The organism is Bradyrhizobium sp. CCBAU 53338 (assembly GCF_015291665.1).
GTDB lineage: Bacteria > Pseudomonadota > Alphaproteobacteria > Rhizobiales > Xanthobacteraceae > Bradyrhizobium.
This window is the reverse complement of record NZ_CP030048.1, coordinates 6,888,402-6,914,827: the sequence shown is the minus strand read 5'-3', so window position 1 is coordinate 6,914,827 and position 26,426 is coordinate 6,888,402. Positions and strand designations below refer to the sequence as shown.

28 protein-coding genes are annotated in these 26,426 nt (G+C 64.8%); 10 read left to right on the top strand and 18 right to left on the bottom strand.

From position 1 onward, the window contains the following. Positions 1-57: 57 nt before the first annotated feature. The 4 genes from XH90_RS32545 to XH90_RS32530 all read right to left on the bottom strand — a co-directional run bounded on the left by XH90_RS32545 (position 58) and on the right by XH90_RS32530 (position 4,028). Positions 58-2,211 (bottom strand): methyl-accepting chemotaxis protein, encoded by a 2,154-nt coding sequence (locus XH90_RS32545; RefSeq protein WP_194478313.1) that lies wholly within the window; start codon positions 2,209-2,211, stop codon positions 58-60. 165 nt (positions 2,212-2,376) lie between these two features. Next, positions 2,377-3,096 (bottom strand): outer membrane protein, encoded by a 720-nt coding sequence (locus tag XH90_RS32540; protein ID WP_194478312.1) that lies wholly within the window; start codon positions 3,094-3,096, stop codon positions 2,377-2,379. Between the two features lie 222 nt (positions 3,097-3,318). Then, positions 3,319-3,639, bottom strand: coding sequence for a hypothetical protein (locus tag XH90_RS32535; protein WP_194478311.1), 321 nt, complete (start codon positions 3,637-3,639; stop codon positions 3,319-3,321). 35 nt (positions 3,640-3,674) lie between these two features. Beyond that, positions 3,675-4,028 carry a hypothetical protein gene (locus XH90_RS32530; RefSeq protein WP_194478310.1) on the bottom strand — a complete coding sequence of 118 codons (354 nt, stop codon included), beginning with the start codon at positions 4,026-4,028 and terminating at the stop codon, positions 3,675-3,677. Positions 4,029-4,126: 98 nt separating this feature from the next. Here XH90_RS32530 and XH90_RS32525 point away from each other — a divergent pair, with 98 nt between their 5' ends. Beyond that, positions 4,127-4,414: a hypothetical protein gene (locus XH90_RS32525; protein ID WP_194478309.1), complete on the top strand. Its 288-nt coding sequence runs from the start codon at positions 4,127-4,129 to the stop codon at positions 4,412-4,414. 41 nt (positions 4,415-4,455) lie between these two features. Here XH90_RS32525 and XH90_RS32520 read toward each other — a convergent pair whose 3' ends face one another. The 7 genes from XH90_RS32520 to XH90_RS32490 all read right to left on the bottom strand — a co-directional run bounded on the left by XH90_RS32520 (position 4,456) and on the right by XH90_RS32490 (position 11,213). Next, on the bottom strand, positions 4,456-5,391 hold the full coding sequence (locus XH90_RS32520; protein WP_194478308.1) for an AEC family transporter: 936 nt from the start codon (positions 5,389-5,391) through the stop codon (positions 4,456-4,458). Positions 5,392-5,496: 105 nt separating this feature from the next. Next, a complete protein-coding gene (locus tag XH90_RS32515) occupies positions 5,497-5,706 on the bottom strand; it encodes a hypothetical protein (RefSeq protein ID WP_194478307.1) in 210 nt (69 codons plus the stop codon). Next, entirely contained in the window at positions 5,703-5,879 is a 177-nt protein-coding gene (locus tag XH90_RS32510) for a hypothetical protein (RefSeq protein WP_210348748.1), read from the bottom strand. Before XH90_RS32510 ends, XH90_RS32515 begins: the two co-directional genes overlap by 4 nt. Positions 5,880-6,031: 152 nt before the next feature. Then, on the bottom strand, positions 6,032-7,651 hold the full coding sequence (locus tag XH90_RS32505; protein WP_194482884.1) for an ABC transporter ATP-binding protein: 1,620 nt from the start codon (positions 7,649-7,651) through the stop codon (positions 6,032-6,034). 2 nt (positions 7,652-7,653) lie between these two features. Continuing rightward, positions 7,654-8,493 (bottom strand): ABC transporter permease, encoded by an 840-nt coding sequence (locus XH90_RS32500; RefSeq protein WP_194478305.1) that lies wholly within the window; start codon positions 8,491-8,493, stop codon positions 7,654-7,656. Further along, positions 8,490-9,461 carry an ABC transporter permease gene (locus tag XH90_RS32495; protein WP_194478304.1) on the bottom strand — a complete coding sequence of 324 codons (972 nt, stop codon included), beginning with the start codon at positions 9,459-9,461 and terminating at the stop codon, positions 8,490-8,492. Before XH90_RS32495 ends, XH90_RS32500 begins: the two co-directional genes overlap by 4 nt. Before the next feature lie 201 nt (positions 9,462-9,662). After that, complete coding sequence (locus tag XH90_RS32490; protein ID WP_194478303.1) at positions 9,663-11,213, bottom strand: ABC transporter substrate-binding protein; 1,551 nt, start codon at positions 11,211-11,213, stop codon at positions 9,663-9,665. Between the two features lie 216 nt (positions 11,214-11,429). On the opposite strand from XH90_RS32490, the gene XH90_RS32485 reads away from it, so the two are divergent. The 4 genes from XH90_RS32485 (at position 11,430) to irr (ending at position 14,122) form a co-directional block, all read left to right on the top strand. Further along, the gene (locus XH90_RS32485) at positions 11,430-12,068 is read left to right on the top strand and encodes a TetR/AcrR family transcriptional regulator (protein WP_194478302.1); all 639 of its coding nucleotides are present in this window, start codon (positions 11,430-11,432) and stop codon (positions 12,066-12,068) included. A 249-nt stretch (positions 12,069-12,317) separates the two neighbouring features. Further along, complete coding sequence (locus XH90_RS32480; protein WP_194478301.1) at positions 12,318-12,980, top strand: DUF3313 domain-containing protein; 663 nt, start codon at positions 12,318-12,320, stop codon at positions 12,978-12,980. A gap of 32 nt (positions 12,981-13,012) precedes the next feature. Next, entirely contained in the window at positions 13,013-13,582 is a 570-nt protein-coding gene (locus XH90_RS32475) for a DUF2147 domain-containing protein (RefSeq protein WP_194478300.1), read from the top strand. A gap of 69 nt (positions 13,583-13,651) precedes the next feature. Beyond that, positions 13,652-14,122, top strand: a complete 471-nt coding sequence (gene irr / locus XH90_RS32470) for a Fur family transcriptional regulator Irr (protein ID WP_194478299.1) — start codon at positions 13,652-13,654, stop codon at positions 14,120-14,122. 12 nt (positions 14,123-14,134) lie between these two features. Here the strand turns inward: irr and XH90_RS32465 are convergent, their stop codons facing one another. Further along, positions 14,135-15,685, bottom strand: a complete 1,551-nt coding sequence (locus XH90_RS32465) for a winged helix-turn-helix domain-containing tetratricopeptide repeat protein (RefSeq protein WP_194478298.1) — start codon at positions 15,683-15,685, stop codon at positions 14,135-14,137. Positions 15,686-15,818: 133 nt separating this feature from the next. On the opposite strand from XH90_RS32465, the gene mddA reads away from it, so the two are divergent. Both mddA and XH90_RS32455 read left to right on the top strand, forming a co-directional pair. Continuing rightward, the gene (gene mddA / locus XH90_RS32460; protein WP_194478297.1) at positions 15,819-16,607 is read left to right on the top strand and encodes a methanethiol S-methyltransferase; all 789 of its coding nucleotides are present in this window, start codon (positions 15,819-15,821) and stop codon (positions 16,605-16,607) included. Positions 16,608-16,722: 115 nt separating this feature from the next. Continuing rightward, positions 16,723-17,145: a GFA family protein gene (locus tag XH90_RS32455; RefSeq protein WP_194478296.1), complete on the top strand. Its 423-nt coding sequence runs from the start codon at positions 16,723-16,725 to the stop codon at positions 17,143-17,145. 33 nt (positions 17,146-17,178) lie between these two features. On the opposite strand, the gene XH90_RS32450 is transcribed toward XH90_RS32455, so the two are convergent. Continuing rightward, a complete protein-coding gene (locus tag XH90_RS32450) occupies positions 17,179-18,738 on the bottom strand; it encodes a winged helix-turn-helix domain-containing tetratricopeptide repeat protein (protein WP_194478295.1) in 1,560 nt (519 codons plus the stop codon). Between the two features lie 220 nt (positions 18,739-18,958). Continuing rightward, entirely contained in the window at positions 18,959-19,366 is a 408-nt protein-coding gene (locus XH90_RS32445; protein ID WP_194478294.1) for a BA14K family protein, read from the bottom strand. Between the two features lie 254 nt (positions 19,367-19,620). Here XH90_RS32445 and pcaB point away from each other — a divergent pair, with 254 nt between their 5' ends. Then, the gene (gene pcaB, locus XH90_RS32440; protein WP_194478293.1) at positions 19,621-20,982 is read left to right on the top strand and encodes a 3-carboxy-cis,cis-muconate cycloisomerase; all 1,362 of its coding nucleotides are present in this window, start codon (positions 19,621-19,623) and stop codon (positions 20,980-20,982) included. A 112-nt stretch (positions 20,983-21,094) separates the two neighbouring features. Beyond that, on the top strand, positions 21,095-22,351 hold the full coding sequence (locus XH90_RS32435) for an aminopeptidase (protein WP_194478292.1): 1,257 nt from the start codon (positions 21,095-21,097) through the stop codon (positions 22,349-22,351). 83 nt (positions 22,352-22,434) lie between these two features. Here XH90_RS32435 and XH90_RS32430 read toward each other — a convergent pair whose 3' ends face one another. Beyond that, a complete protein-coding gene (locus XH90_RS32430; RefSeq protein ID WP_194478291.1) occupies positions 22,435-22,989 on the bottom strand; it encodes a hypothetical protein in 555 nt (184 codons plus the stop codon). Between the two features lie 236 nt (positions 22,990-23,225). Between XH90_RS32430 and XH90_RS32425 the strand changes: the two genes are divergently transcribed. After that, on the top strand, positions 23,226-23,681 hold the full coding sequence (locus tag XH90_RS32425) for a cupin domain-containing protein (protein ID WP_194478290.1): 456 nt from the start codon (positions 23,226-23,228) through the stop codon (positions 23,679-23,681). A 74-nt stretch (positions 23,682-23,755) separates the two neighbouring features. Here XH90_RS32425 and XH90_RS32420 read toward each other — a convergent pair whose 3' ends face one another. From XH90_RS32420 to XH90_RS32410, 3 genes are all read right to left on the bottom strand, one after another. Further along, on the bottom strand, positions 23,756-24,808 hold the full coding sequence (locus XH90_RS32420; protein WP_194478289.1) for an amidohydrolase: 1,053 nt from the start codon (positions 24,806-24,808) through the stop codon (positions 23,756-23,758). Between the two features lie 112 nt (positions 24,809-24,920). Further along, entirely contained in the window at positions 24,921-25,442 is a 522-nt protein-coding gene (locus tag XH90_RS32415; protein ID WP_194478288.1) for a hypothetical protein, read from the bottom strand. Positions 25,443-25,508: 66 nt separating this feature from the next. Continuing rightward, positions 25,509-26,324, bottom strand: a complete 816-nt coding sequence (locus tag XH90_RS32410) for an MBL fold metallo-hydrolase (protein ID WP_194478287.1) — start codon at positions 26,322-26,324, stop codon at positions 25,509-25,511. Between the last annotated feature and the right edge of the window lie 102 nt (positions 26,325-26,426).

Here is a 26,426-nt window from a genome sequence, read left to right as displayed (position 1 = left end):
CATTCCGGGCGGTTTTCCGCAGCCCGGATTACTCGATCCGGGCCGCGGGAGAGCGGCTTACGCCGCCCGCATGTTGTTGAGGAACGCGTCGATCTCTCCGCGCAGCATGTCGGCCTCGCGGCGGAGCGCATCGGAGGCGCCGAGCACCTCGCTCGCCGCAGCGCCGGCTTCGGCCGAAGCCGTGGAGACGCCGACGATGTTGCTGGAGACCTCGCTGGTGCCGCCGGCCGCATGCTGGATGTTGCGGGCGATCTCGCGGGTGGCCGCGCCCTGTTCCTCGACCGCAGCCGCAATGGTCGTGGTGACGTCGTTGATCTCGCCGATGATCCGGCCGATGCCCTGGATGGCGCCGACAGCCGAGGTCGTGACCTGCTGCATGCTGGCGATCTGGGTGCGGATCTCCTCCGTCGCCTTCGCGGTCTGGCTCGCAAGGCTCTTCACCTCGGACGCGACCACCGCAAAGCCGCGGCCGGCTTCGCCCGCACGCGCCGCCTCGATGGTGGCGTTGAGCGCGAGCAGATTGGTTTGCGAGGCAATCGTCTGGATCAGGTCGACCACGACGCTGATGCGGCTTGCACTGTCGGCAAGGCTCTGCACCGTCGTATCGGTGGCGCCGGCCTCATCGACCGCCTTCTTGGCGATCGCAGCCGAAGTGACGACCTGCTTGCTGATCTCCTCGATCGAGGACGACAGCTGCTCGGTGCCCGAGGACACGGTCTGCACGTTGACCGAGGTCTCCTCCGCGGCGGAGGCGACCGCGTTCACCAGCACGTTGGACTGGTCCGCGGTGGTCGACATGCTCTGCGCGGTCGACTGCATCGAATTGGCCGACTGGGCGAGATTGTCGAGCGCGGTGCGCACCGTGCCCTCGAACTCCGCAATCTTCGCTTCCATGTGAGCGGCACGCTCGGCCTTGGCGACACGATCCTTGTCCTGCTCGCCTGCCAGCGCACGGGCCTCGATCATGCTGTCGCGGAACACCGTCAGCGTTTCCTTCATCGCGCCGATCTCGTCGTTCTGGCGCGAGCGGACGATCTCGGTGTCGAGGTCGCCGGCCGAGAGCAGCTGCATGGCGCGCTGGAGCTCGCGGATGCGGCGCAGGATGTTGCGGCCGACATAGAGCCAGACGAACAGGGCCGAGCCGATCAGCATCAGGCCGCCCAGGCCCAGCATTGCGGTCGTGGCGAGCGAGATTTCCTGGCGCGCCTGGAAGGTCGACGCATCGGTCTCCTTCTGCACGCCGTCGACGAGCGCCTGCACGCTGATGCCGAGGCCGACGTTGAGCTTGCGGGTCTCGTCCAGGATGGTCTGGCCATAGTCGATGGAGTCGAGCTCCTTCTGGCGGATCTTGAACACGCCGGTCTTGCCCTCGCCGAAGACAAACAGCTTCTGAACGGAGTCGCGCACCGCCTGCATCGAGGTAAAGTTCGGGAGGTCCTCGAGGTTGGACTTGACGCGGTCGCGGGTCGTCTTGAATTCCTTCTCGATCGCCTCCAGCGTGTCGCTGCCGTTGGCCGAGAGTGCCGCCATCATGTCGGCGGCCATCAGATTGCCATTGGCGGAGATCGTCGAGATCTGGGCGACGGTGCGGGCGGCTTCGGTGGCATCATCGGCCGACACTTCGGCCGAACCGAGGATCGCGTTCAGGCGCGTCTGTGCGTCCAGCATCGCAGGGCCGGCGGCGCCGACGAACGCGATCTGCGCCTTGCGCAGCGCTTCATACTGCTTCTCGTGCAGCGCGCCGGTGTCGAGCCGTTCGCGGGCCGCGGAGACCAGGCTCTGCGTGGCATCGTCAATGCTCTTGGCGGTGTCGCGCAGCGCGCTCGCGGTCTGCTGGTCGGCGCCGAGCTCGATGATCTCGCCGAGCTTGGCCATCGCCAGCTGCTGGATGTCCTTCACGTTCTTGGTGCGCTCGTTCAACGCATCGTCGCTTGGAGAAGCAAGCAGGCCCGGTCCCTGCGCTGCGAGCGTCGCGCTCTGCGAGGCGAGTTGAAGGCTGGCGGACAGGCGCGGGATGTCGCGGCCGCTCAGATCCATCATGGTCGAACCGAGATGCCTGAACACGAAGCCGGCGCCGCCGGCGATGACGAGGCCCATGCCCGCGATCACGGCGAAGGCCGCAAACAGGCTGCCGCGCAGGCCCCATTTCGGCATTTTGAAACGAGGCTTGAGACGGCCAAGGACACGGCCAACACCCAGACGGATCGCCATCGAAAATTCCCCCACACCCGTAATCTTGTATTTTCGCTGCGGAGTATCCTTGGTGCGGGTTAAAAAATCGCAAGTTGCACAAGTGCTTGGCAGTTCCGCAGGACGAAAAACAGAAGGGCCGGCAAGTCTGCCGGCCCTTGATAGCGACGAAAGTTCTAGGCGCGATCAGTAGCGCGCGGCGACCGGGGTAGCCCAGTTGAAGCGGTAGTTGACGCCGGCCTTGAAGGTGTGGTCGTCGGTGGTGAAGTTGCCGGTGCCGACCAGCGGACCCGCAGTGAAGTGCGCGTCGCCGAAATTGTAGTACTGGTACTCGGCCTTGGCAGACCAGTTCGGCGCGAACATGTATTCGAGACCGGCGCCGACGGTGTAGCCGTTGCGATGATCGCCATCGATGATGAAGGCGGCCGGCACGCCGCCGACGGTGACCTTTTCGTTGTTGTCCGAATAGGCGTAGCCGCCCTTCACGTAGACCAAGCCCGGACCCCAGGTGTAGCCGACGCGGCCGGTGATCGAGCCGAGGCCGCGCTGGTCGTTGGTGTAGGTCCCGCCCGGGAACACCGCGCCGACACTGCCGGAGAGCCAGGAATACTGGGCCTCGGCGCCGAGCACGAAGTTCGGGTGGAACTGCCAGTCTGCACCAGCCTGCAAGCCGCCGAGGAAGCGGCCGTTGCCGTTGTTGCCGGTGGAGAGGCCGCTGAAATTGTTGTCGCTGGAGAACGCGCCGCCGAGATGCGCGCCGATATAGAAGCCGGTCCAGTTGTAGATCGGCGCGGCATAGGCCGGCGCCTTGTTGTAATAGGGGCGGGCGCCGAGATCGGCACCGATCGCCGGGGCGGCTGCGCCCACCACGAGCAGCGCAACGGTTGCAAACAGAATCTTCTTCATCGTCCTAACTCCAACACTAAGGTCCCCGGCAGGCGCGCTGTCCGCGCCGCGTTGGTTTTGCAGATAGCTCGCTTTCGACGAAAATGCTGTCACATCCGTGGCACATCGGTGCCCAACCTAACTTATTGGGCTGCAAATGATTTTCGTGCTTAATGCCGGCTTAAGAAATGGTGAAGGAAGGTTTAATTCGCGAGGCTTGCGGTAACTCGCGCGCGCGTCTCGTTAACCAAGACGCCGCCGCACCTCGTCGCGCATCTGCGCGCGGAAGGCGGCGCGCTTGGCGGGCCGGTCTTCCTCGCGCACGTCATGGCGATCGAAGATGTCGAACTTCTCCAGGATCGGATAGCGCTCGCTCGCCATCGCCAGCACGCGCAGCACCTTGGTCGCGGCGAGCGTCGGGCCACGTACTTCCCAGCGCCGGATCGTGTCGGCGCCGCCCGGCTCAGGCAATGCGCACAGCTTCGCCATGTCGGCCGCGGTGAGCTTTCGCTCGATGGCTTCGGAGAGGTCGTCGCGGAGTTGCTTCAGTTCGGGGCCGGTCATGCTGTTCGTTCCGAAAATGCGGTAAGCGGAACGCGCTAGACCTGATTCGGGTTGTTCCTGTGGCGATGACAGCACGTGTAGATCAGCGCCGGGAAGCCGGAGAAAAAGAAGAGGACGCAGAGGATTCGGACTCGCGCGGGCGCAGCGGCTTGAGGCGGCGAGGCCGCGGGCAACTCGATCGTCGTCATCTGGAACCACCCCTCACCTGAGACGGTAGAGGGCGGAAGGGTAAGCAATGGTTGCGGCAGGTTGCGCAAGGTATCCGGATGGCGTCCGTTTACCCTGCCATCCGCCGACAGGGTTAAGCGAACGCGAATGGCGGGTCCGGTTTCGGGACGGTCGGCTTCGATCACGGGCGCATCGGGCACGGGCAGGTCGTGCTCCGGCACATTTCCACCTCCAGGGCGTTACGAACGGGGGCCTATGGGAATTCTCGGGCGGATGACCACATGAGAGAACAGGCCCGCCGCGAATGAGGTGATCAGCGATGACGACGACCAGGTTCATCTTTGCCGCGCTCGTCACGACCGGATTGGCCCTGGCGCCCTTTGCGGCGGAAGCGAAAAAGTCGAGGTCGCACAGATCCCACAGCACGGGCGTGCTCGCCCCGTCGTATGGAAGCTCCGGCTTAACCGCGACACAGCCGAGGCCGACTTACGGGTCGTCAGGATCGACGGTCGGCACGGTCACGGCGCCATCGATCGGAACATATAATTGGCCGTCGGTCGGCGTGACCAATTCGGTCCCGACCTGGAGCAATACCAATCCCAAGTGAGATCCAGCGCGACTGCGCCATGCCCCGGCCTTCCAACGCGGCTAGCGCGTGCTCGTCGCGAGGCCCGACAGCAGATAGAGCGCGACCAGCAGGGTCGCGACCGACAGCATCGTCGTGACCGAGACCGTGGCCGCAACCAGCTTCTCCTCGACCTTGTGCTCGTGCGCCAGCACGTAGACGGTCTTCGCCGTCGGCACGGCCGCGCAGATGACGGCGGCGACGGTGTAGAGCGGATTGAGGCCTGATATCACGCAGAAGCCGTAGACGATCAGCGGCATCACCACCAGCTTCACGGCGGCGAGCCCGAACGACGTCCCGAGACTGGATCGCAGGCCGTCGACCGACAGGCCGAGCCCGATGGCAAACAGCGCGCAAGGCGTGAGCGCCGCGGCGATCATGTTCAGATAGCCTGCGACGGCGGCCGGCATCGGCAGGCCGGTGATCGCCCAGACGAGGCCGATGAGCGTCGACAGCACCATCGGATTGAGCAGGATCTGCTTCGCCAGGCCGGCCGACTGCGCAGGTCCGTGCGCATCCCGTTCCAGCAGGATGACCGTGATCGGAAACATCACGGCGGCGACGAACACCGTCGCCACCGCGGCCGGCAGAACGGCGGGCTGGCCGTAGATCGCGTGCAGGATCGGCAGCGCCACGAAGCCGGTATTGGTCATCGCCGCCGCCATGCCGTGGATCGTGCTGCTGGCGAGGTCGCGTTGCCCGCCCGTGCGGACCGCCAGGAAGACCAGCGCGAAGCAGATGAGGGAGCCGCCGCCGAAGGCGAGCAGGAAACGCCATTCCAGGAGATTGCGAGCCGGCTCCTGCGCGATCGTGACGATCAGCAGCGCGGGCATCGCGACGTTGTAGGCGAAATGCACCAGCGCATCGGCGAGCGAGCGTGAGAGATAGCCTGATGCCCCGGCGAGCCACCCGGTGACGATGATCGCGAAGACGGGAAGAACGAGGCTGGCGACCTCCATCCGGTGTGCCCCTCTGCCAAGCAAGATCGCCACTCTAGCTTGGCGATGCCTGCTCGTCACGGTTCAACCGGACCGCGCCGCCCCCGAATGGGCGGCCTTGCGCCGCTAAATTCCCCGGCCGGTCTGCTGGCCGATCACGCAGCGCCAGGCCGCCAGACGCTCGGCCGGATGCTGGTTCATCCATTCGGCGAGCTGTGGCGCGCCCATCAGGCAGGACTGCACCGAGACTTGCTCAAAGTCGGAGCTGGTGACGAGCTGCTCGTGGCAATTGGACGGAGAGGCGAGACTGCAAAGCACCGCGATGATCTTGATCATGCGAGGTTGCCCCGGTCGCTCTGGCGCCCGTTGGTTGCGCTCGATTGCTCGCCGGCCGCATCAGTCGGCGGGAAGATGCTGTCGTAGATCGCGCGCGCTTCCTGGATGAGGCGAAGACGCTCGCGCTCGGATTTCGAGACAAACTGAATGATCTGGCCCATGTCGGCCTCCAATCGATGTTCGATCCGTCATCAGATGATGGGAATCATTTCATGCGGATGTGGGGTGCCGGCTTCATCGTTGCAGCCGTGCAGGCGGTCACATCAGATAAAAAGCCCGTGACCGATCCGTTCCTAAGCGGACCGGGATACCAAGCGGAACCGCTTTACGCCGCAGGCGCACGTTCCTTCTGCCCCGGCACCGCCGCAAGCAGCTCGCGCGTATATGCGTGCTCCGGCGCCGCGAAGAGCTGCGCCGTCGGCTTCAGCTCGACGATGGCGCCGCGCTGCATCACCGCGATGCGGTCGCAGATTTGCGCGGCGACGCGAAGATCGTGGGTGATGAACAGCATCGAGAGGCCGAGCCGCGCCTTGAGGTCCTCGAGCAGCTTGAGCACCTGCGCCTGCACCGAGACGTCGAGCGCGGAGACGGCCTCGTCCGCGACGATGATCTCCGGCTCGAGCGCGAGCGCGCGCGCAATCCCGATGCGCTGGCGCTGGCCGCCGGAGAATTCATGCGGGTAGCGTTCGAGCGCGCCGGCATCCAGGCCGACCATCTTGAGGAGATCGCGGGCGCGGTCGAACGCGACTTTCGGATCGGTGCCGGCCGCGATCGGGCCGTCGGCGATGATGTGGCCGATCTTGCGCCGCGGATTGAGCGAGGCGAACGGATCCTGAAAGATCATCTGGATGCGATGGCGCTCGGCGCGCAGCGCCTTGCCCGAGAGCTGCGTCAGGTCGGTGTCGCCGATCCGCACCGTGCCGCGGTCGGCTTCGATCAGCCGCATCACCAGCCGTGCCACCGACGATTTGCCCGATCCGGACTCGCCGACGAGGCCGAGCGTCTCACCCTTGAGGATGTTGAAGTTCACTGCGCGCGCGGCATCGACACGGCGGTCTTCGCGAAACCAGCCGCCCGAGGTGACGTAAGTCTTGTCCAGCCCGATCACCTCGACCGCTCTGGCCTGGTCATCAAGAGGCGCGCGCGCCGGCGGGTGCATCGATGGCACGGCAGCGAGCAGCGCCTTGGTGTAGTCGTGCTGCGGTTCGTTGAACACGGTCGCAGCGGGGCCCTCCTCGACGACCTTGCCATGACGGAGCACCACGACCTGGTCGGCGATATCTGCGACCACGCCAAAGTCATGGGTGATGAACATCACCGCCATGTTGCGGTTGCGCTGGAGGTTGCGGATCAGCTTCAGGATCTGCGCCTGCGTGGTGACGTCGAGCGCGGTGGTCGGCTCGTCCGCGACCAGCACGGCCGGTTCGAGCGCGAGCGCCATCGCGATCATGGCGCGCTGGCGCTGGCCGCCGGAGAGCTGGTGCGGATAGGCGCGCACGATACGCTCGGGGTCGGGCAGGCCGACCTCGCGCGCCAGCGACAGCGCCTTCGCGCGCCGTTCCCTGGGCGTCAGCAGGCCGTGCGCCTCGAACATCTCCGCCATCTGATCGCCGATCCGCATCAGCGGGTTGAGCGCCGTCATCGGCTCCTGAAAGATCATCGCGAGACGGCGGCCGCGCAGGTCACGCCAGCCGTCATCGTCGAGCTCGAGCAGGTCGCGGCCTTCGAACTGGATCTGGCCTGACGTGACCGAGACCGTGTCCGGCAGCAGGCCCATCAGCGCATGCGCGCACATCGACTTGCCGGAGCCGGATTCGCCGACGACGCAGACGATCCTGCCGGGCCGCAAGTCCAGCGAAACACCGTCGACGGCGAATGGCCGCTCGGCGCCCTTGGGCAGTGCGATCCGCAAATTTTTGATGGAGACGGCGGGCAGGGCGGTCATCATCAGCGTCCTTCCCGCGACAGGCGCGGATTGAGCGCGTCGTTGAGACCTTCGCCGATCAGGTTCAGCCCCAGCACCGAGATCAGGATGGCGACACCGGGAAACACGGTGATCCACCAGGCCTGGCGGATCACGGTGCGGCCGGCGCCGACCATGTAGCCCCAGGAGATCAGGTTGGGATCGCCAAGCCCAAGGAAGGACAGCGAAGACTCCAGCAGGATCGCGGTCGCCACCATCAGCGAGGCCAGCACGATCACCGGGGACAGCGCATTGGGCAGGATCTCGCGCAGGATGATCCAGCTGTTGCTCTGGCCGGTGACGACGGCAGCCTGGACATATTCGCGCGTGCGCAGCGACAGCACCTCGCCGCGGACGAGACGCGCGACCGGCGGCCAGCTCACCACCGCGATCGAGGCCACGATCGAATAGATCGAGGGCTGCAGGATCGCGACCAGCACGATCGCGAGCGCGAAGCTCGGAATGGTCTGGAAGAATTCGGTGAAGCGCATCAGGGCATCGTCGACCTTGCCGCCGAAATAGCCGGCCATGGCCCCGATCGGGACGCCGACAAGGAGCGCCACCAGTGTCGAGACGAGGCCGACCAGCAGCGACACGCGGGCGCCAAAGATCATGCCGGCGAACACGTCGCGGCCGAGTGCGTCGGTGCCGAGCGGCACGGTCGACAGCGTGAAGGGCGGCAGGAACGGCCGCTGCACCATGCGCCAGGGCGAGTTCGGAAACAGCAGCGGCCCGAACACCGCGACCGAGATCGCAAGCAGCAGGATGATGAGGCCGATGACGCCGCTCGGACTCTTGAGCATCGCCTTCCAGAATTGTTTCATGCGGCGAATTCGATGCGCGGGTCGACCAGGCGATAGACCAGGTCGGTGATGAGGTTGAAGATGAGGACCATGACCGAGCAGGTCACGAAGACGCCGAGCAGCAGATTGTAGTCGCGCTGGAGCAGCGCGTCGTACATCAGCCGCCCGATGCCGGGCCAGGCGAACACGGTCTCGGTGATGACGGCGCCGCCGATCAGCGTGCCGGCATGAACGCCGGCGAGCGTCACCACGGGCAGCAGCGCGTTGCGCAGCACGTGGCGGCGCTGGATCACGGCGTCCGAGAGGCCCTTGGCGCGCGCGGTCTTGACGAAGTCGAGCCGTTTCACCTCGAGCATCGAGGCGCGCGTCATGCGGGTGTAGGTCGCCGTGAAGAACAAGCCGAGCGTCATCGCCGGCATGATCAGGTGCTTTGCGACGTCGACGGCATGGGCAAAGCCGGTGAGGTTGGCGCCGACCGTCTCGTAGCCGAAGCTCGGCAGCCAATCGACGGTGACCGAGAACAGCAGGATTCCCATCAACGCCACCCAGAAGATCGGCATGGCGTAGAAGATCAGCGCGAAGATCGTGATGCCGGTGTCGAGGAAGGTCCCGGCGAAGCGCGCGGCGAACGTGCCGAAGAGAACGCCCAGCGCGAGCGAGATGGCAAATGCGGTGAGCGTGAGCAGCAGCGTGGCCGGCAGTCGTTCCGCGATCAGCCTTGCGACCGGGGCCTGCTGGCGGAAGGAGAAGCCGAGGTCGAGGGTTGCGATGCCCTTGACGTAGATGAAGAGCTGCTCGGGCAGCGGCTTGTCGAGGCCGAATTTTTGGCGGAGCTGCTGCACGAAGACCTGGTCGCTGGCGCCGGCCTCGCCCGCCATCACGACCGCGGGATCGCCGGGCGCAAGCCGGATCAGGAAGAAATTGAGGACGACGATCGCAAGCAGGACGATCACGCCCTTGACGACACGCTGAGCGACGAAGGAGAGCATTTTAGAACTGAATCAGGCTTGCGAGAATGTCGCCGCGGCGACGGTGCGCCCGCTCTCCCGCTCGCGGGGGAGGGCCGGGGCGGGGGTGCTTCCGCGGCGAAGGACCCCGAGTGGAGGGAGCCCCCACCCGGCGCTTCGCGCCGACCTCCCCCGCGAGCGGGAGAGGTACATCGTCGTCGCCGCTCGATCGAGAATCACAACTCACTTGTCGAGCCATGCGTCCTTGAAGCCGTCATTGACCCCGATCGCCGTGGTGATCAGGTTCTTGACCTTGCAGCGCATGATGGTCGGGAATTGCAGCTCGAGCATCCAGGCCACCGGCACGTCCTCGACCAGGATCTTCTGCGCCTTCTCGTAGATCTCCTTGCGCTTGGAGTCGGGCGTTGCGACCGCACCGTCGGCGAACAGCTTGTCGATCTCGGGGTTGGAGTAGCCCTCGACGTTGTTGAAGACCTGGCCCTTGGCGATGTTGCTGGAGATGTAGTTGCGGCCGACGCCGAGCGCGGGATCGCCGTACTGGTAGAGATAGGTGAAGGCGATGTCGTAGTCCCAGTCGCCGATCTTCTGGTTACCTCCGGCGACGTCGGTCGAGACGGTCTCGATGTTCATGCCGACGTCGATGAGGTTCTGCTTCACGGCTTCGCCCCAGCGCTGCCAGGTCTCGCCATAGGCAAGTGGCAGCAGACGGATCTTCTCGCCCTTGTAGCCGGCTTCCTTCAGCCGCGCCTTCGCCTTGGCCGGATCGTAAGGATATTTCTTCACGTCGTCGGTGTAGTATTTGATGGCCGAGGACGAGGGGCCGGTCGCAATCTTGCCGAGCCCGTTCCAGATCACGTCCTTGGCGAAGTCGCGATCGATCGCGTACATGACCGCCTGCCGTACCCGCTTGTCCGCGAGCGGACCCTGACGGTTGTTCAGCCACAGCCAGGCCAGCGGCGAGAAGAACTCCCAGCCGGCGCCGGTGACGCAGGTGTCCTTCAGCTTGGACAGGCGCGGCACGTCGAAGTTCTCGACCGAGCCGCCGGGCAGCACGTCGACCTTGCCGGTCTCGTAGGCTACCGAGCGCGCGGCTGCGTCGGGGATGATCTGCCAGTAGATCTCGTCGATATAGGGCTTGCCCTTCTCGTAGTAGTTCGGGTTCTTGACCAGCCGGATGAACGAGCCCTTCTGCCATTCCTTGAACATGAAGGGGCCGGTGCCGACAGGCGCGTTGTTGTAGGGATTGGTCTTCCAGTCGGTGCCTTCATACAGATGCTTCGGCACCATCGGCATCGAACCGACCTCGAAAATGCCGAGGAACGGGCCGAACGGCTGCTTCAGCGTGAACACGACCGTGTAGTCGTCGGGCGCCTCGACCTTGTCGACCTGCGCGAGGTTGGTGCGGGCGCGGGCGTGGGTCTGCTTCAGCATCTCGATCGAGAACAGCACGTCGGCGGAGGTGAAAGGCTTGCCGTCATGCCAGGTGACGCCCTTCCGGAGCTTGAAGGTGTAGGTCTTGGCGTCCTCGCTGACGCTCCAGCTTTCGGCGAGTTGCGGCTGCGGCTCGAGCTTGGGGCTGTAACGCAGCAGGCCTTCGAAGATGTTGCCCGACACCATCTGGGTCGGACCGTTCTGAATCATCGCAAGCATCAGGCCGGGCGGCTCGGGCTGGATCACCGCATTGATCACGCCTCCCGTCTTCGGCTCTTGCGCCAGCGCCGAGGCCGTAAGGCCGCAAGCGAGGAGGAGACCAAGCAACACTCGTTTCGACATGTCGTATCTTTCTCAAGCGCGACCGGCCGTGAACGCTTCGCGACGTCCTCGCGCGCGAAGCGACGGCGGCCCATCCCAGTCCCCATCCGGGCGCGAGGCTCACACGGTCCCGTTCCGCGCCGCAAGATGAAAGTCTCGACACTGTTCGCACAAAAAATGTACAGCGCGTCCTGTTTTCACTTGATTCATTGTCGTGTCACGGAGACAAGTCGGCCCATGGACAATGCCACACGCTCCGAACGATCCCGCAATGCTGCGCTCGAAGCAGCCATCGCGATCATCGCGCGCGACGGGCCCGGCCGGCTGACGCTTGATGCGATCGCGCGCGAGAGCGGGCTAAGCAAGGGCGGCGTGATGCACCAGTTCCGCACCAAGGAAGCGGTGCTGAAGGCGCTGCTCGAGCGGCAGATGGCGCATTTCGAGGAATTCTCGACAGCCTATATGGCGAAGGTGGGCACCAACTCCGCCAATCCCAATCTGGCGACTCAACTCGCCACGATTCGAGAAGCGGCCACATCGCCGAATTCCGCTGCGCTGGCGCTGGTCGCAGCCATGGTTGAAAACCCCAGCCTGATGGCGCTGCCGCGCGGGCGCGAAATGGAGCGCATGGCAGCGATCAGGCAAGAGGCAGCCGATCCCGACCTCGCGATGCTGCGCTGGGCTGGCGCGATGGGATTGCTGCTGAGCTCGTTGTTCGGCATGTCGCCGCTCGGCAAGGAGGAGCACCAGCGGCTTTTCGCGCGTCTGGCCGACGACGCGCAGTGGACCGGCCTCGAACAGCCGGCCACGAAGCGTCCTGCCAAATCCGGCGCATCATCGGCGGCAAAGGCTGCAAGCCCCCGCAAGCGCGCCTGAGACATCGTTAACGAAGTCCTGCCGCTGCCCAAAGTCGCGCCTGCGGTCAAACGTGCCGGAGCGTCGTTTTTGCTGTTTACAAACCAACTAGTCGGTTTTATAAACCGAAACGCTGAGGCGGCCCAAGGCGTCTGACATGGCCCCGGACGGTGCCTTGGGCTGGCAATGGTGAGCGCCGCAGCCGCGTCTGGTCCCGCACGCGGCTGCGGTCGCCTTTGCCTTTCGAACAGCCGCAAGAGGAGTTCTGGAATGGATCGCTCGATCGCCCTGCGCGGTCTGGGAATGCTGTTGCTTGGCGCCGCGCTGGCCGGCTGCGCCTCGGTTGCGCCCGTGCCCTATTCGGAGATGGCGTCCTCCGCCTACATGGCGCCCGACAAGTCCGACGCGTCCGGCCGCGTGCCCTACCGCTATTCCACCTCGGTCGACTGGCGCGGGTATCGCAAGGTGATCCTCGAGCCTGTCGTGATCTATCGCGGCAGGGATCACCAGTTCGGCGGCATGTCCGACAAGGACAAGGCGTTGCTCGCCGCCTACATGCAGAGCCGCTTCGCCGAGCGGTTGCGCAGCCGCTTCAGCCTCGTGCGCGAGCGTGGACCCGAGACGCTGCGAATCCGGCTCACGCTCACCGGCGCCGTGACCAACACGCCGGTGCTCGGCACGCTCTCCCGCTTCGACATGGCCGGCGCGGTCTACAACGGCGTGCAGGCCGCGCGCGGCGGCGAGGGCATGTTGACCGGCTCGGTGATCTACGGCGTCGAGATCTTCGACGCTTCCACCGCGCGGCTGCTCTCCGCCTACGTCACCAAGCAATACCCCGGCGCCTACGACATCGAGGCGAGCGTCGGTGCGCTCGCGGCCGCCTATGCCGGCGTCGACAAGGGCGCCGATGCGCTGATGGCGCAGCTGAACTGACCCCACAACCCATTCAACGACAGGTGCCGCTGATGAACATTCTCCTTCGCTTCGTGCTGCGCGTCGCCATCACCATCGCGATGATGGCCTTCGGCGGTCGCGCAGGCGCCGCTGCGCCCGCCGATCCCAGCGGCACTTGGCTCGTCGAGGACGGCCGCGCCCGCATCAGGCTGGAGCGCTGCGGTCCGTCGCGCGATCGCATCTGCGGCTTCATCGTCTGGATGAAGGAGCCGGCCGACAAGCGCGGCCAGCCTCTTCGCGACAGGGAAAACCCCGATGCCGACAAGCGCGCCCGCCCGCTGCTCGGCCACCAGCTGATCATGGGCTTGCAGGCGACGCCTGAGGGCCGGTTCGCCGGTGACATCTACAATGCCGAAGACGGCAAATCCTACTCGGTCTCGCTGTGGCGCGAATCCGCAGACCGTCTCAAGCTCAAGGGGTGCCTGATCAAGTTTCTGTGCCAGACCCAGACCTGGCAGCAGACCCTCGACGTCCAGCCCGGACAGCTCATCGGCCTCACCGGCGATCTCAATGGCCCCCGCGCCGACAAGGAATGGGCGCAGGTCCCGCCGCCGAAGCCAACGCAGGTCAAGGCGAAGTAGGTTGCGCCCGTTGCCGCAAATTTGATCCGGATCAAAGTCGGGCCGTCGCTTCTGCGATCTGATTATACGATGGACGTTAGCTCGGGCCTTCGCGAAACGGACTTAGACGATCTCGCCGTGCCGGTCGTGGACGAGGCGGCCGTGCGTTGCGCGCAAGTCCTTGCCGATGCGGGCATGCGGGTGACGCGGCAGCGCCTCGCGCTGGGCAAGATGCTGCTGCTGGGCGACCACCGGCATGTCACGGCTGAAGGCCTCCATGAGGAGGCCTCGGCCGCAAATCTGCGGCTGTCGCTTGCCACCGTCTACAATACGTTGAACCAGTTCACCGAAGCCGGCCTGTTGCGCCGGATCGCGGCCGACGGCATCAAGTCGTTCTTCGACACCGACACATCGGTCCATCCGCACTTCTATCTGGAGGGCGAGGATGCGCTGGTCGACGTTGCCGGCGGCCTTGCCTTCAGCAAGCTGCCGGATCCACTCCCAGGCCACGAGATCGAGCGGCTCGACGTCATTGTCCATCTGCGCCGGAAGCGGCCGTAGCGGCAGCACCGATCAGCTCAATCCCGCGCGCCGAAATCCCTCCAGATAGTGCTCGCGATCGGCATCGTTCACCCAAGGCAGCTGAGTCGCGATCCAATCCAGTGAGATGTTCGGCTGGGTGCGGCGGAGTTCGCCCAGTGCCATGTCCGCGAGCGCGCTGTCGCCGGTCATGCCGGCGGAAACGGCGAGCACGCGATAGGCGCCGGTGAGATCGCCGCGATGGCGGATCGCCTCGCGCGCCAGCGCGATGGCCTCGTCATAGCGCCGCTCGGTGAAGCGGGCATAGCCTGCGATGCCGTAGTAGATTGCCAGCGACGGATCGCGCGGCGAGAGCCTGATCGCCTTCTGAGCCGCCTCGAAAGAATCGCCGGATCGCCCGGCATAGGACAGCGCCAGCGCATAATATCCCTGCGCCAGCGAAAAGTTCGGATTGAGCGCGAGCGCCTGTTCGAACTCGGACAGTGCTTCCGCAAGCCGGCTCGTCGAGAAGCAGACGCTGCCGAGTGCGGCATGGGCCCAGGCATTCTCGTGGTCGCAGCGCATCGCGGCGAGCGCTGCGTTCTCGGCGATCGGCGCGGTGGTGGCAAGTTCGGCCCAGCCCAGATGCACGCCGAACATGTGGCTCGCCGCCAGCACCGCCAGCGCCTGGCCGTAGTCCGGATCGATCCCGATCGCACGCTCGAGCAACTTTTGCGCGACGGCGTGATCCTGCGGCGTGATCCGCCAGTAATGCGAGAGCGCCTGCATCAGGAGGTCCCAGGCATCGAGGCTCGCCGGGGGCTTGCGATGCGTGCGAAAATTCTCCGCGGCGTGGATCTGCGGTTCGATCGCCGCGACGATCCGCTCGGTGATCTCGTCCTGCACGGCGAACACATCGACCAGTTCGCGGTCGTAGCGCTCGGCCCAGAGATGACCGCCGGTGGTGGCGTCGTTGAGCTGTGCGGTGATGCGCACGCGGTTGTCCACCTTGCGCACGCTGCCCTCGACGATGTAGCGGACGCCGAGCTCCTCGGCGATCTGCTTGATGTGTACCGCGCGCCCCTTGTAGGTGAAGGACGAGTTGCGGGCGATCACGATGAACCAGCGCTGCTTCGACAGCGCGGTGAGGATGTCCTCGCTGATGCCGTCGCCGAAATAGTCCTGGGCGGGATCGCCGCTCATGTTCTCGAAGGCGAGCACGGCAATGCCGGGACGGTCCGCCACGACGCGTGGGGAACTGGGGGCGGCTCCGGCCGGCGCAGGCTTTGCTGACGCTTCCGCCCTGACGTCGCCGACGAAACGAAACCCCTTGCGCGGGATCGTCTTGATCAGCCGCTGCGTCGTGCCGTCGTCCCCGAGCGCCTTGCGCGCGGCATTGATTCGGCTGTTCAGTGCCGAATCCGAGACGATGCGGTCGCTCCAGATCCGGCTGATCAGATCGTCCTTGCTGACGACGCGAGCGCGCTCCGCGACGAGGTAAAGCAGCAGATCGAACACCTGCGGCTGCAGCGGCACGGTCGTCCCGGCGCAGGTCAGTTCGCGCCGGTCGCCGTCGAGCACGTTGTTTTCAAAGAGAAATCGCACGTTTCTGTCGTCTCAAGCAAAAATCAAAGTCGTCTCAGGCGAAAATCAACCGTCCGCGAAAGTCTTCAACCGTCCGGTCCGGCATGGTGCAGAGACCAAAAAGTGCCGATGCCTCGGCACAACGGAGCTTTCTATGACCCAAATCGATCATCAGGTTCATTCCATCAGCCCGGAGATTGCGGGCTCGCGCATTTTCAAGTTCATCGCCTTTCTTTACGGAATTGCGGCGTATCTCGTGTTTTTCGTCACCATTCTCTATGCCATCGGCTTTGTGATGGGGTTGGTGGTGCCGAAGACCATCGACACCGGAGCCGACACGCCGACCGCCGAAGCAGTGATCATCAACCTGCTGCTGATGACGCTGTTCGCCGTTCAACACAGTGTGATGGCGCGCCAGCGCTTCAAGGCATGGTGGACGCAGTTCGTCCCCAAGCCGGTCGAACGCTCGACCTATGTGCTGTTCGCGAGCCTGTCATTGCTCCTCCTGTTCTGGCAGTGGCGTCCGATGCCGACGGTCGTATGGGACGCGGGTGACCCCGATCTTGCCGTGACACTGGTCACGCTGTCCTTCGCGGGCTGGGTGCTGGTGTTCACCTCGACCTTCATCATCAATCATTTCGAATTGTTCGGACTGCATCAGGTGACCAACCACCTCGTCGGCAAGCAGGTCGAGCCGCCGCGGTTCAAGACGCCGCTGCTCTACAAATTCGTCCGTCATCCGATCTATCTCGGCTTCATCATCGCCTTCTGGGCGGCACCGACCATGACCGCGGGCCATCTGCTGTTTGCGGCCGTGACCACCGCCTACATCTTCGTCGGTATCGCCCTGGAGGAGCACGATCTCGTCGATCTTTTCGGTGACGAATATCGGCAGTACAAGCAACGGGTGTCGATGCTTATTCCCTGGCGCCGGTCAGTCTAGCCGTCGCATCCTCTGCCGCGCATCCGCCGAACGGAGGATGCGTGGCGGGGCTTCATTTGCAACCCAACAATTCTAATCCAGCATTCCTACCCCAGTCCATCTCAGGAGAACCAGGATGAAACATGTCGGACACTGCTTCTGCGGCGCCGTTACAGTCGAGGTCACCGGCGAGCCGGCGGCGATGGGCTATTGCCATTGCCGATCCTGCCGCTCGTGGTCGGGCGGTCCGGTGAACGCGTTCAGCCTGTGGAAGCCGGAAGCCGTGCGTATTACCGAAGGCGCGCAGAACGTCGAGACCTTTGCCAAGACGCCGCTGAGCCAGCGCAAATACTGCAAGAAGTGCGGCGGTCATCTCATGACCAATCACCCGCCGCTCGATCTGATCGACGTGTTCGCGGCGACCATCCCGACGCTCGCCTTCACCCCCGGCGTCCACGTCAACTATGCCGAGTCGGTGCTGCCGATGCGCGACGGCTTGCCCAAGTTGAAGGATTTTCCCGCCGAGTTCGGCGGCAGCGGCGAGATGATGCAGGAGTAGGACCTCTCTCCCCGCTTGCGGAGAGAGAAGGCGTTACCTCATCCCCGCGCGCCGAAATCCGTCGAGATAGTGCGCGCGGTCTTCGTCGCGCAGCATCGGCAGCTCCCGCGTGAGCCATGCCAGCGAGATGCCGGGCTGGGTGCGGCGCAATCCCTCCAGCGCGGAGGCCGCAAGGGCAGGATCGCCTGACATGCCGGCGGCCGCCGTCAGCACGCGATGCGCGCCGACGAAATCGGCTCGCTGCCGCATCGATTCCCGCGCCAACTGCACGGCGTGGTCGTAATTGCGGCCGATGAACTGGGCATAGGCCGCTACACCGCAATAGATCGCCGCAAGCGGATCGCGCGGGCTGAGCCTGAGCGCGCGGCGCGCCGCGGCATCGCCGTCCTGCCATCGTCCGGCGTAGCACAGCGTGACCCCGTAGAAGGCGTGCGCCATCGCGAAATTCGGGTTGAGCGACAGCGCCAGCTCGAACTCCGCCAGCGCGTCGTCGAAGCGGCGGCGGAATAGATAGGTATAGGCAAGGCCGTGATGGGCCCAGGCATCGTCGCGATCGGCTTCCACCGCGGCGAGTGCCGCAGCTTCCGCGATGGGAACGGTTGCGCCCATGTCGGCCCAGCCCATATGCGCGCCGAAGATGTGGCTGGTCGCGAGCAGGCCCAGGGCCTTGCCATAGGCGGGGTCGATCGCGATCGCCTGCTCGAGCAGCCTCTGTGCCGAGGCATTGTCCTCGCCTGTGATGCGCCAGTAATGCGACAGCGCGCGCACCACGAAATCCCAGGCGTCCAGGCTGCCCGGTGGCTTCTGCTGGGCACGAAAGCTCTCGGCGGCATAGAGCTGCGGCTCGATCGCGGCGACGATGGCTTCGGTGATCTCGTCCTGCACGGCGAAAATGTCGGCGAGCTCGCGGTCGTAGCGCTCGGCCCAGAGATGGCCGCCGGTCGAGACGTCGTTGAGCTGGGCCGAGATGCGGACGTGGTCGCCGCTTCGCCGCACGCTGCCTTCGAGCACGTAGCGCACGCCGAGCTCGCGCGCGATCTCGTTGAGATGCACGGCGCGACCCTTGTAGACGAAGGAGGAATTGCGTGCGACGACGAAGAACCAGCGCAGCTTCGACAGCGCTGTGATGATGTCCTCGCTGATGCCGTCGGAGAAATAGTCCTGCTCGCGGTCGCCGCTCATATTGGTGAAGGGCAGCACGGCGATCGCGGGCCGGTCGGGCAGCGCGGGCGTCGCCTGCGACGCTGTGACGCTGCGGCGTGGTTCCACAGCCACGCCTCCGGACTTGGTCTCGACGTCGCCGACGAAGCGAAAGCCTTTCCGCGCGATGGTGCGGATCAGCAACTGGTTCGCGCCGCTGTCGCCGATCGCCTTGCGCGCCGCGTTGATCCGGCTCGTCAATGTCGATTCGGAGACGCTGCGGCCGTGCCAGATCTTGTCGATCAGCTCGTCCTTGCTGACGACCCGGTCGCGGTTCTCCATGAGATGGACCACGAGGTCGAAAACCTGCGGTTCCACGGAAACGGGAACCTGCTCGCGGCTCAGCTCGCGCAAGTCGGTGTCGAGAAGGTGATCCCGGAACAGAAACTGCACGTCGAAAACTCAGGCCTCACGGCGACTTCAGGCAATGATGAAATCAAATGGATTTCGACTTGAAGTCTGTGAGTCCGACGAAAGGTCGATCCGGTTCATCGCGACGTCCGGATGGCTGCTATGCCATTTGCGCCGAGGAATGCAACCCGGGTTAGAATGTGGCCGCCTTTGGCCGGATTGTCGCGGCACCCGGGCGATATCCGGATGCCGCGGCACAGCCTCAAGGGCAGGGATGGCGCCGGCCGTCGTTGCCGAGATACAGACCCGTGTTCGGGTTGTAGGACCTGTAGCGTTGCATGCAGTATTGGACGTCTCCTTCCGGTGGCGGTGCGTAGCCGGCGGGTGGCGGCGGATAGGCCGGCCCATAGTAATAAGGTGAACCGTAGTAATAGGGCGCCGCGACCGCGCCGCCGATGATCGCGCCGGCCGCAAGCCCGCCGACGAACGCGCCGCCGCCCCAGCCCCAGCCGCGATGTCCATACCAGCGCACTTGCTCGATCCGGCCGGGCGCAGATTCTGCCATCGCGAGCGGCTGTCCGATCGGCGCCGCCGATGCCGCGGTCAATGTCGCAGCCGACAGGCCTGCCAGCACGCAGGCGCCGGCAACGAAGCGAAACGATTTCAACATTGTGCTCTCCTCGTCATGCGGCGGCATTCGCGCCGCGTGACAAGTGATAGTGCAGTCGAAGAAGCGCGCTGAATTAAAGTTTGGACAGGAAGGTGGTACTGCGACAGTGCCTGACATCTCTCTATCGTCGTCCTGGCGAACGCCGGCTTTCGCCAGGACGACGATGGCTGTGTGTCGAACAGTGAATGTTGATTGCTCGGCTCGATATCCCGCGTAAGCTGCTCCCACGCAACAACAGCCGAAAAGAAACGCTCATGCCCGCTTTTCCTGCCTCGACCACCGTGCTCGACTCCATGCTGTTCCGCGATGCCTTCGGCACGCCCGCGATGCGCGAGGTGTTTTCCGATGTCGCGCTGGTCGGGCGCTATGCCGAGGTCGAGGTGGCGCTGGCCAGGGCGGAGGCGCGATGCGGCGTGATCCCGCAGTCGGCCGCGGACCAGATCGCGGCGCGGACCGACGTCGCCGCGCTCGACTTCGATCTCCTGCGGCAGGAGACCGACATCGTCGGCTATCCGATCCTCCCTTTGGTGCATCAGATGGTGAAGCAGTGCGGCGAGGCCGGCCGCTACGTGCATTGGGGCGCGACCACGCAGGACATCATGGACACCGCCGTGGTTCTGCAACTGCGTGCGGGGCTGGAGATCGTCGAACGCGACATCGCCGAGCTGCGCAAGATCCTCGCCGACCTCTCGCGGCGCCATCGCGACACGCCGATGGCCGGCCGCACCCATCTCCAGCAGGCGCTGCCGGTGACCTTCGGCTACAAGACCGCGATCTGGCTCGCGATGTTCGATCGTCACGCCGAGCGTCTCGCTCAACTGAAGCCGCGCGTCCTGGTCGGGCAGTTCGCGGGCGCCGCCGGCACGCTGGCCTCGCTGGGCGACAAGGGGTTCGAGGTGCAGGAGGCGCTCTGCGCCGAGCTCGAGCTCGGCGTTCCCGCCTCGACCTGGCACGTCGCGCGCGACGGATTCGCGGAAGCGGTGAATTTCCTCGCACTCGTCACCGGCTCGCTCGGCAAGATCGCGCTCGACATCATGATCATGGCCTCGACCGAATTCGCCGAGGTCTACGAGCCATTCGTCAAGGGGCGCGGCGCCTCCTCGACCATGCCGCAGAAGCGCAATCCGATCTCTTCGGAACTGATGCTCGCGGCTAGCAAGGCGGTGCGCCAGCAGGCCGGCCTGATGCTGGATGCCATGGTGCAGGATTTCGAGCGCGCCACCGGTCCGTGGCACGCCGAATGGATGGCGATCCCGGAAAGCTTCGTGCTGACCGCAGGCGCGCTGCACCAGGCGAAGTTCGCGCTCGCCGGGCTCATCGTGGACGAGACGAAGATGAACGACAACCTCGCCCTTAGTCGCGGCCTGATCGTGGCCGAAGCGGTCATGATGGGACTGGCGCCGCAGATCGGGAGGCAGGAGGCGCACGATGTGGTCTACGATGCCTGCCGGCTCGCCAACGAGAAGGGCCTGACGCTCGCGGACGCGCTCTCGTCCGACGCCCGCGTCTCGAGCCGGATCGATCGTGCTACGATCGAGGCGCTCACTTCACCGAAAAATTACCTTGGTCTTGCTCCTGCCATGGTCGACCGGGTGCTGAAATCGGCAACGCGTTGAAAACCAAACTGCGTGAAACTCCGTATCTTTCACGTCTTGCAGGACGCTCGCACACTTGTGTCTCGTGATGCTAGGCTTAGATTGAAAGAGAGATTTCGACAGAGGACCCGGCATGACCGATCAACGCAATTCCGCCACGTCCATCGATCCCGTCAAGCTCGACCGGCTGGCCGAGGTGGCGGTGAAGGTGGGATTGGGCTTGCGGCCGGGACAGGATCTTCTCCTGACGGCACCGGCGATCGCGCTGCCGCTGGTGCGCCGGATCGCCGCGCACGCCTACAAGGCCGGTGCCGGTATCGTGACGCCGATCCTCTCCGACGAGGAGATGACGCTGGCGCGCTACCGCTACGGCCACGACGACAGTTTCGATCGCGCGGCCAACTGGCTCTACGAGGGCATGGCGAAGGCGTTCTCGGAGAATACCGCGCGCCTCGCCATCGTCGGCGACAATCCGATGCTGCTGTCGAACGAGGATCCGTCGAAAGTCGCGCGCGCCAGCAAGGCCAATTCCATGGCCTATCAGCCGGCGCTGGAAAAGATCGTCAATTTCGACACCAACTGGAACATCATCGCCTATCCGAGTCCGTCCTGGGCCAAGCAGGTCTTCCCGGACGATTCCGAAGAGGTTGCGATCGGCAAGCTCGCGGACGCGATCTTTGCGGCGTCCCGCGTCGACCGCGAGGATGCCATGGCCAATTGGGCGAGCCACAATGCGGTGCTGCGCGAGCGCACCAACTGGCTCAACGGCCAGCGATTCCGCGCGCTGCAATATTCGGGCCCCGGCACCGACCTCACCATCGGGCTGGCCGACGGCCATGAATGGGAAGGCGGCGCGTCGCTGTCCAAGAACGGCATCAGCTGCAACGCCAACATCCCGACCGAAGAGGTCTTCACCACGCCGCACTGCCGGCGGGTCTACGGCCATGTCGTGAGCTCGAAGCCGCTGTCCTACCAGGGCACGCTGATCGACAACATCGCGGTCCGTTTCGAGGACGGCAAGATCGTCGATGCCAAGGCCTCGCGCGGCGCGGAAGTGCTGAACAAGGTGCTCGACACCGACGAGGGCGCGCGGCGTCTCGGCGAGGTGGCGCTGGTGCCGCATTCCTCGCCGATCTCGCAGAGCGGGCTGTTGTTCTACAACACGCTGTTCGACGAGAACGCCGCGTCCCACATCGCGCTCGGCCAGTGCTATTCGAAGTGCTTCATCAACGGCGCACAGCTCACACCGCAGCAGATCGCAGCGCAAGGCGGCAACCAGAGCCTGATCCATATCGACTGGATGATCGGATCGGCCGAAACTGACATCGACGGCATTCTTGCCGACGGCAGCAAGGTACCGGTGTTCCGCAAGGGCGAGTGGGCGAAGTAACTCTTCACCTCTCCCCGTCGGGGAGAGGTGAGTTCCCGGCGGCGGCCGACAATCTTTCCCGAACTTATTTGTTAGCGCGTCACTCACGCCGCCGCGTTGCGCAGCATCGGGTTGTTGTCGATGCTGAAGCGGTTGAACAGTGTCGTGAACGGGCTGCCGTCGGTGGCCCGCACGATGGCGTCGGACGCCGCGACCGCGTCGTACAGCGCGCCGACCGGATCGTCCGGCTCGGGCAGGTCGAGGCGCTCCCGGATTTCCTCCCTCGCCTCGTTGACGTCGTCCTCGTCCTCGAGTGTCGCTTCGAGCGCATCCGCCGCGCGCCGCATTTCCTGGAGATCGCCGCCGGCGGAGAATTTGAGGATGTCGAGCCAGTAGGGGCGGGCGACCACCAGCTGGATCAACGCCTCGAAACTCTCGGCGATGATGCCGGCGCGTCCCTCCGACGAAACGTAGAGCACATTCTGCGACGGCAGCAGCACAAAGGCGCCGCCTGAGCCGTCGCTGCCGATCTGCTGAGGATTTTCGAAGCCGTCGATGGTGAACCAGGGCTCCTCGTCCGGCGCGAACGAGACACCGAGGCTGCCGAGCCAGGCGATGACCTCGCCTTGGGCTGTCAGGGCCTCCGGGGTCAGGGGCATCGATGCGGCTCCTTCTCAGTCGTGTCGCGCATTTTGTCGCACCCCGGAAAAGATGGGTTCATGTGCGCGAATTTGCAGGCAAATCCAAGCGTTAACCGCTTCGCATCTGCAACTTGCGGCTGATTGTCGGGGCCCGCGTAAGAAAGAATTAAAAGCCGGCCACTAGCGTTCCAACATCTTTCGAAACAATCCGGGCCTGGACCCGGCCATCGATATTATATCCCCTGGGGAAGCAGATGTCGCGCGCGTTGATTGAAATCGGTAGTTGCAATGTGGATTTGGAGCTACGGCCTATCGAGCCGGCCTGGATCATCGAGGGTAACCCGGTCTCGCGCTCGCACATCCTCTCGACCAGTTCGGACGGCACCTCCTCGACCATCATCTGGTCCTGCACCGAAGGCCGCTTCAACTGGTACTATGATTTCGACGAGACGATCATGATCCTGGAAGGATCGATCGTGCTGGAGAGCGATGGGCTGCCGCCGAAGCGCTACGGCGTCGGCGACGTCATCTTCTTCCGCGACGGCGCGCATGCCAAATGGCATGTCGAAGGCCACGTCAAGAAGATCGCATTCTGCCGCAAGACCAACCCCGCCGTGATCGGCTTCATGGTCCGCGTCGTCAACAAGCTGAAGCGGATGTTCCTCTCGGCCGGCGAGCGCCGCCCCGCGACCCTCATGGGTGCCGGTTAGTCGAATTCACGGGCGCTTCCCAGCGACCACGACGGAACAGGGGTCGGGATCAACATCCCGGCCCCTTTTTCGTGTCATGACGGCAATTCGAGCCGGTAGAAGTCGGTCGCGGTCTGCGAGAACAGCGCCGTCTGCTCGGCCTCGCTCAAGGGTGCCGCGATGCGCTTGAACGCGTTGAAGATCACCTGGTAGCTGCACTGGCCCTTGTCCGGCGGGAAGTTGCTTTCGAACATCGCCCGCTTCGGCCCGAAGGCCTCGATGCAGGTCTCGACATAAGGCTTCCACGCGGCGGCGAGTTCCTCGGACGACGGTGGCCTCTCGCGCAGGTGGAAGTCGTAGCCGAGCAGGCACATTGCGAGCCCGCCGAGCTTCACCACCACGTTCTCGCAACGAGCGATCTCCCGGATCGCGGCGCGCCACTGCGGGAATACCTCTTCGCGCCGCCCGGCAAAGCGGCCCACGCCGGCCGGCCCGCCGCAATGGTCGAGCACGATCCTGGTGTCGGGGAAGGCGTGCGCCAGTTCAGCGAGTTCGCCGATCTGCGGATGAAACAGCCAGGCATCGAAGCTGAGGCCGAGCGGCGCGAGGCAGGCAAAGCCCTTGCGGAAGGTCGGGTCCTGCAGCAAGCCCTTCGGCCGGTTCGCGTACATGCCGGCGACGACGGGGTCCTGGTCCCAGGCGGAGGAATGCCTGATGCCGCGGAAGCGACCGTTGCCGGCGGCGATCTCCGCCTCGAGCACCGGCTTTGCGGCATCGCCCAGCAGCAGATTGGCGTGGCTGACGATGCCGGCGCAGATCGCGGCCTTGCCGTAGCCGCCGCTCGCGCTCATCGCGGCGACGCCGTTGGCGAACTCGACCTCACCCACGGGCCGGAACGCTTCGGGCCCGTGCGCACGGTACATCGAGCGGCAATCGACATAGACGGTGGCGATGATGTTGTGGCCGGAGGCGATATCGGCAGCCATCTCCTCGATCAGATAGCGATGTCCGCGATTCCAGAGATGATGATGCGGATCGACGATCGGCCTGAGGGGATCGATGATCTCTTCCTGATATTGCGCGAGCCAGTCCTCGCGCGGTTCGACGAAGAGTCCGCTGGTGTTGGCAGGCAGACCGCTTGCAGCCATCGACGTTCGCTCCCTCATGTTTTTATGGCGGGAGCCTAGCACCTGATCTGGTTGCGTAGCAGCGCGCGTGGCTCAGAGCACCATCGCAGCGGCGGAGGAGGTGGGCTCCCCATCACCTCTTACGCCGCCGCGCCCTCACATCGACCACCAGTCGCCAGTCGGTTGCCGCGGCGGGCTTGACCTCGCCCAGCCAGCGAAAGGAATCGTCCGTGATTTCGACAAAACTCCACCGCGTGAGGTCACCGGCTTCGGTTGTGCCCTCCTGCACGATGTCCTCGCCGCGTGGACGACCGATCTGGTGACGGAACACCGAGCGCGCTGGATCGGACCAGGAAATCCGCCACGCGGAAATGGTGGGGTCGTAGACCCGCAGCGTCGTGCCGTACCAATTGCCCGCGATGGGAAAGGCGGAGCTGCCCGCTGGGCGCGGAATGATCCAGACGTCCTGAACGGCGCGTCCTTCCAGCACCCAGCCGAAATGGATTTCACCTGGCGCGGTGTGTTTCGTTCCATCAGCGCCGTGGGCGGTGATCCCGGCGTCCCAATCGCCGACGAAGCGGCCATAGAGCTGAAGCGCCGCCGCATGCTCGGGGTTGGGGCCATCCGCGTGCAGCAATCTCTCGAAGTCGGTCATGTCGATCTCCTGCTGCCAGGGAGATCAGCACGACCGGCCGGCGGCCGACTTGGAGAAAATTGCGCGTTAGACGCCGTCGAGGATGATCACGGTCGGCGTCGTCGGCAGCGTGTCTCGCGAGATCCGCAAGGAGCGCTCGGTGCGGCGGTCGATCTCGAACTGCCGGCCAATGCGGCGCATGAACTCGTCGAGCGGGGTCGCGAAGCGGTGCATCGGCAGCACCACGGAGGCGCGCAGCCGCCTGGTGATCTCGGAGACACCGTCGAGCGACATGGTGTAGGTGCCGTCGATCGGCACCATCACGATGTCGAGCCGGCCGATCTGGGCGAAATGGCTGTCGTCGAGCTTGTGGTGGAGATGGCCGAGATGACCGATGCAGAGGCCCGCCACCTCGAAGATGAAGATCGAATTGCCGTCACGGATCATGTCCGCGCCGGAATCGTCACCGAAATAGCGGCGGATGTCGGTGGTGACGTTGCGGATGAAGGTGTCGCCGATGCGCTCCGACACGATGGCCGGCTTGCCGTCCTCGCCCCAGCCGTGCAGCACATGGGGAATGCGCTTGTCGGGATTGAGAGAATAGTGGGTGCTGTGCGCCCGGTTCATGGTGACGACGTCGGGCAGCCGGCCGACCTGATAGGCGCCGCTGTAATCGGTCGCGATGCGCACGCCGCCGGGCGTGTCGATGAAATAGGTGGAGTGGCCGGCATAGGTGATCTCGACCTCGGCCGCGGTAGCCGCCTGCCGGAAGGCGACCGGCATGGCGCGGGGCGCGGCGTTCGCCATCGCCAGGCATTCGCTGCGTTGAGACGGCTGCTGGGCGAGGGCAGGAGAGAGACAAGCGCCCAACAGCGCAAATGCCGCCGAAATGAATCGCCGCATGAACCGGTCCCCGATGACTTCAGGGGAAAGTCTAGCGTGCAACGCAGCGTGTCGCCAACAGGACGCGATCAACAGCGCGTCAGTGTCGCACCTTCAGTCCCT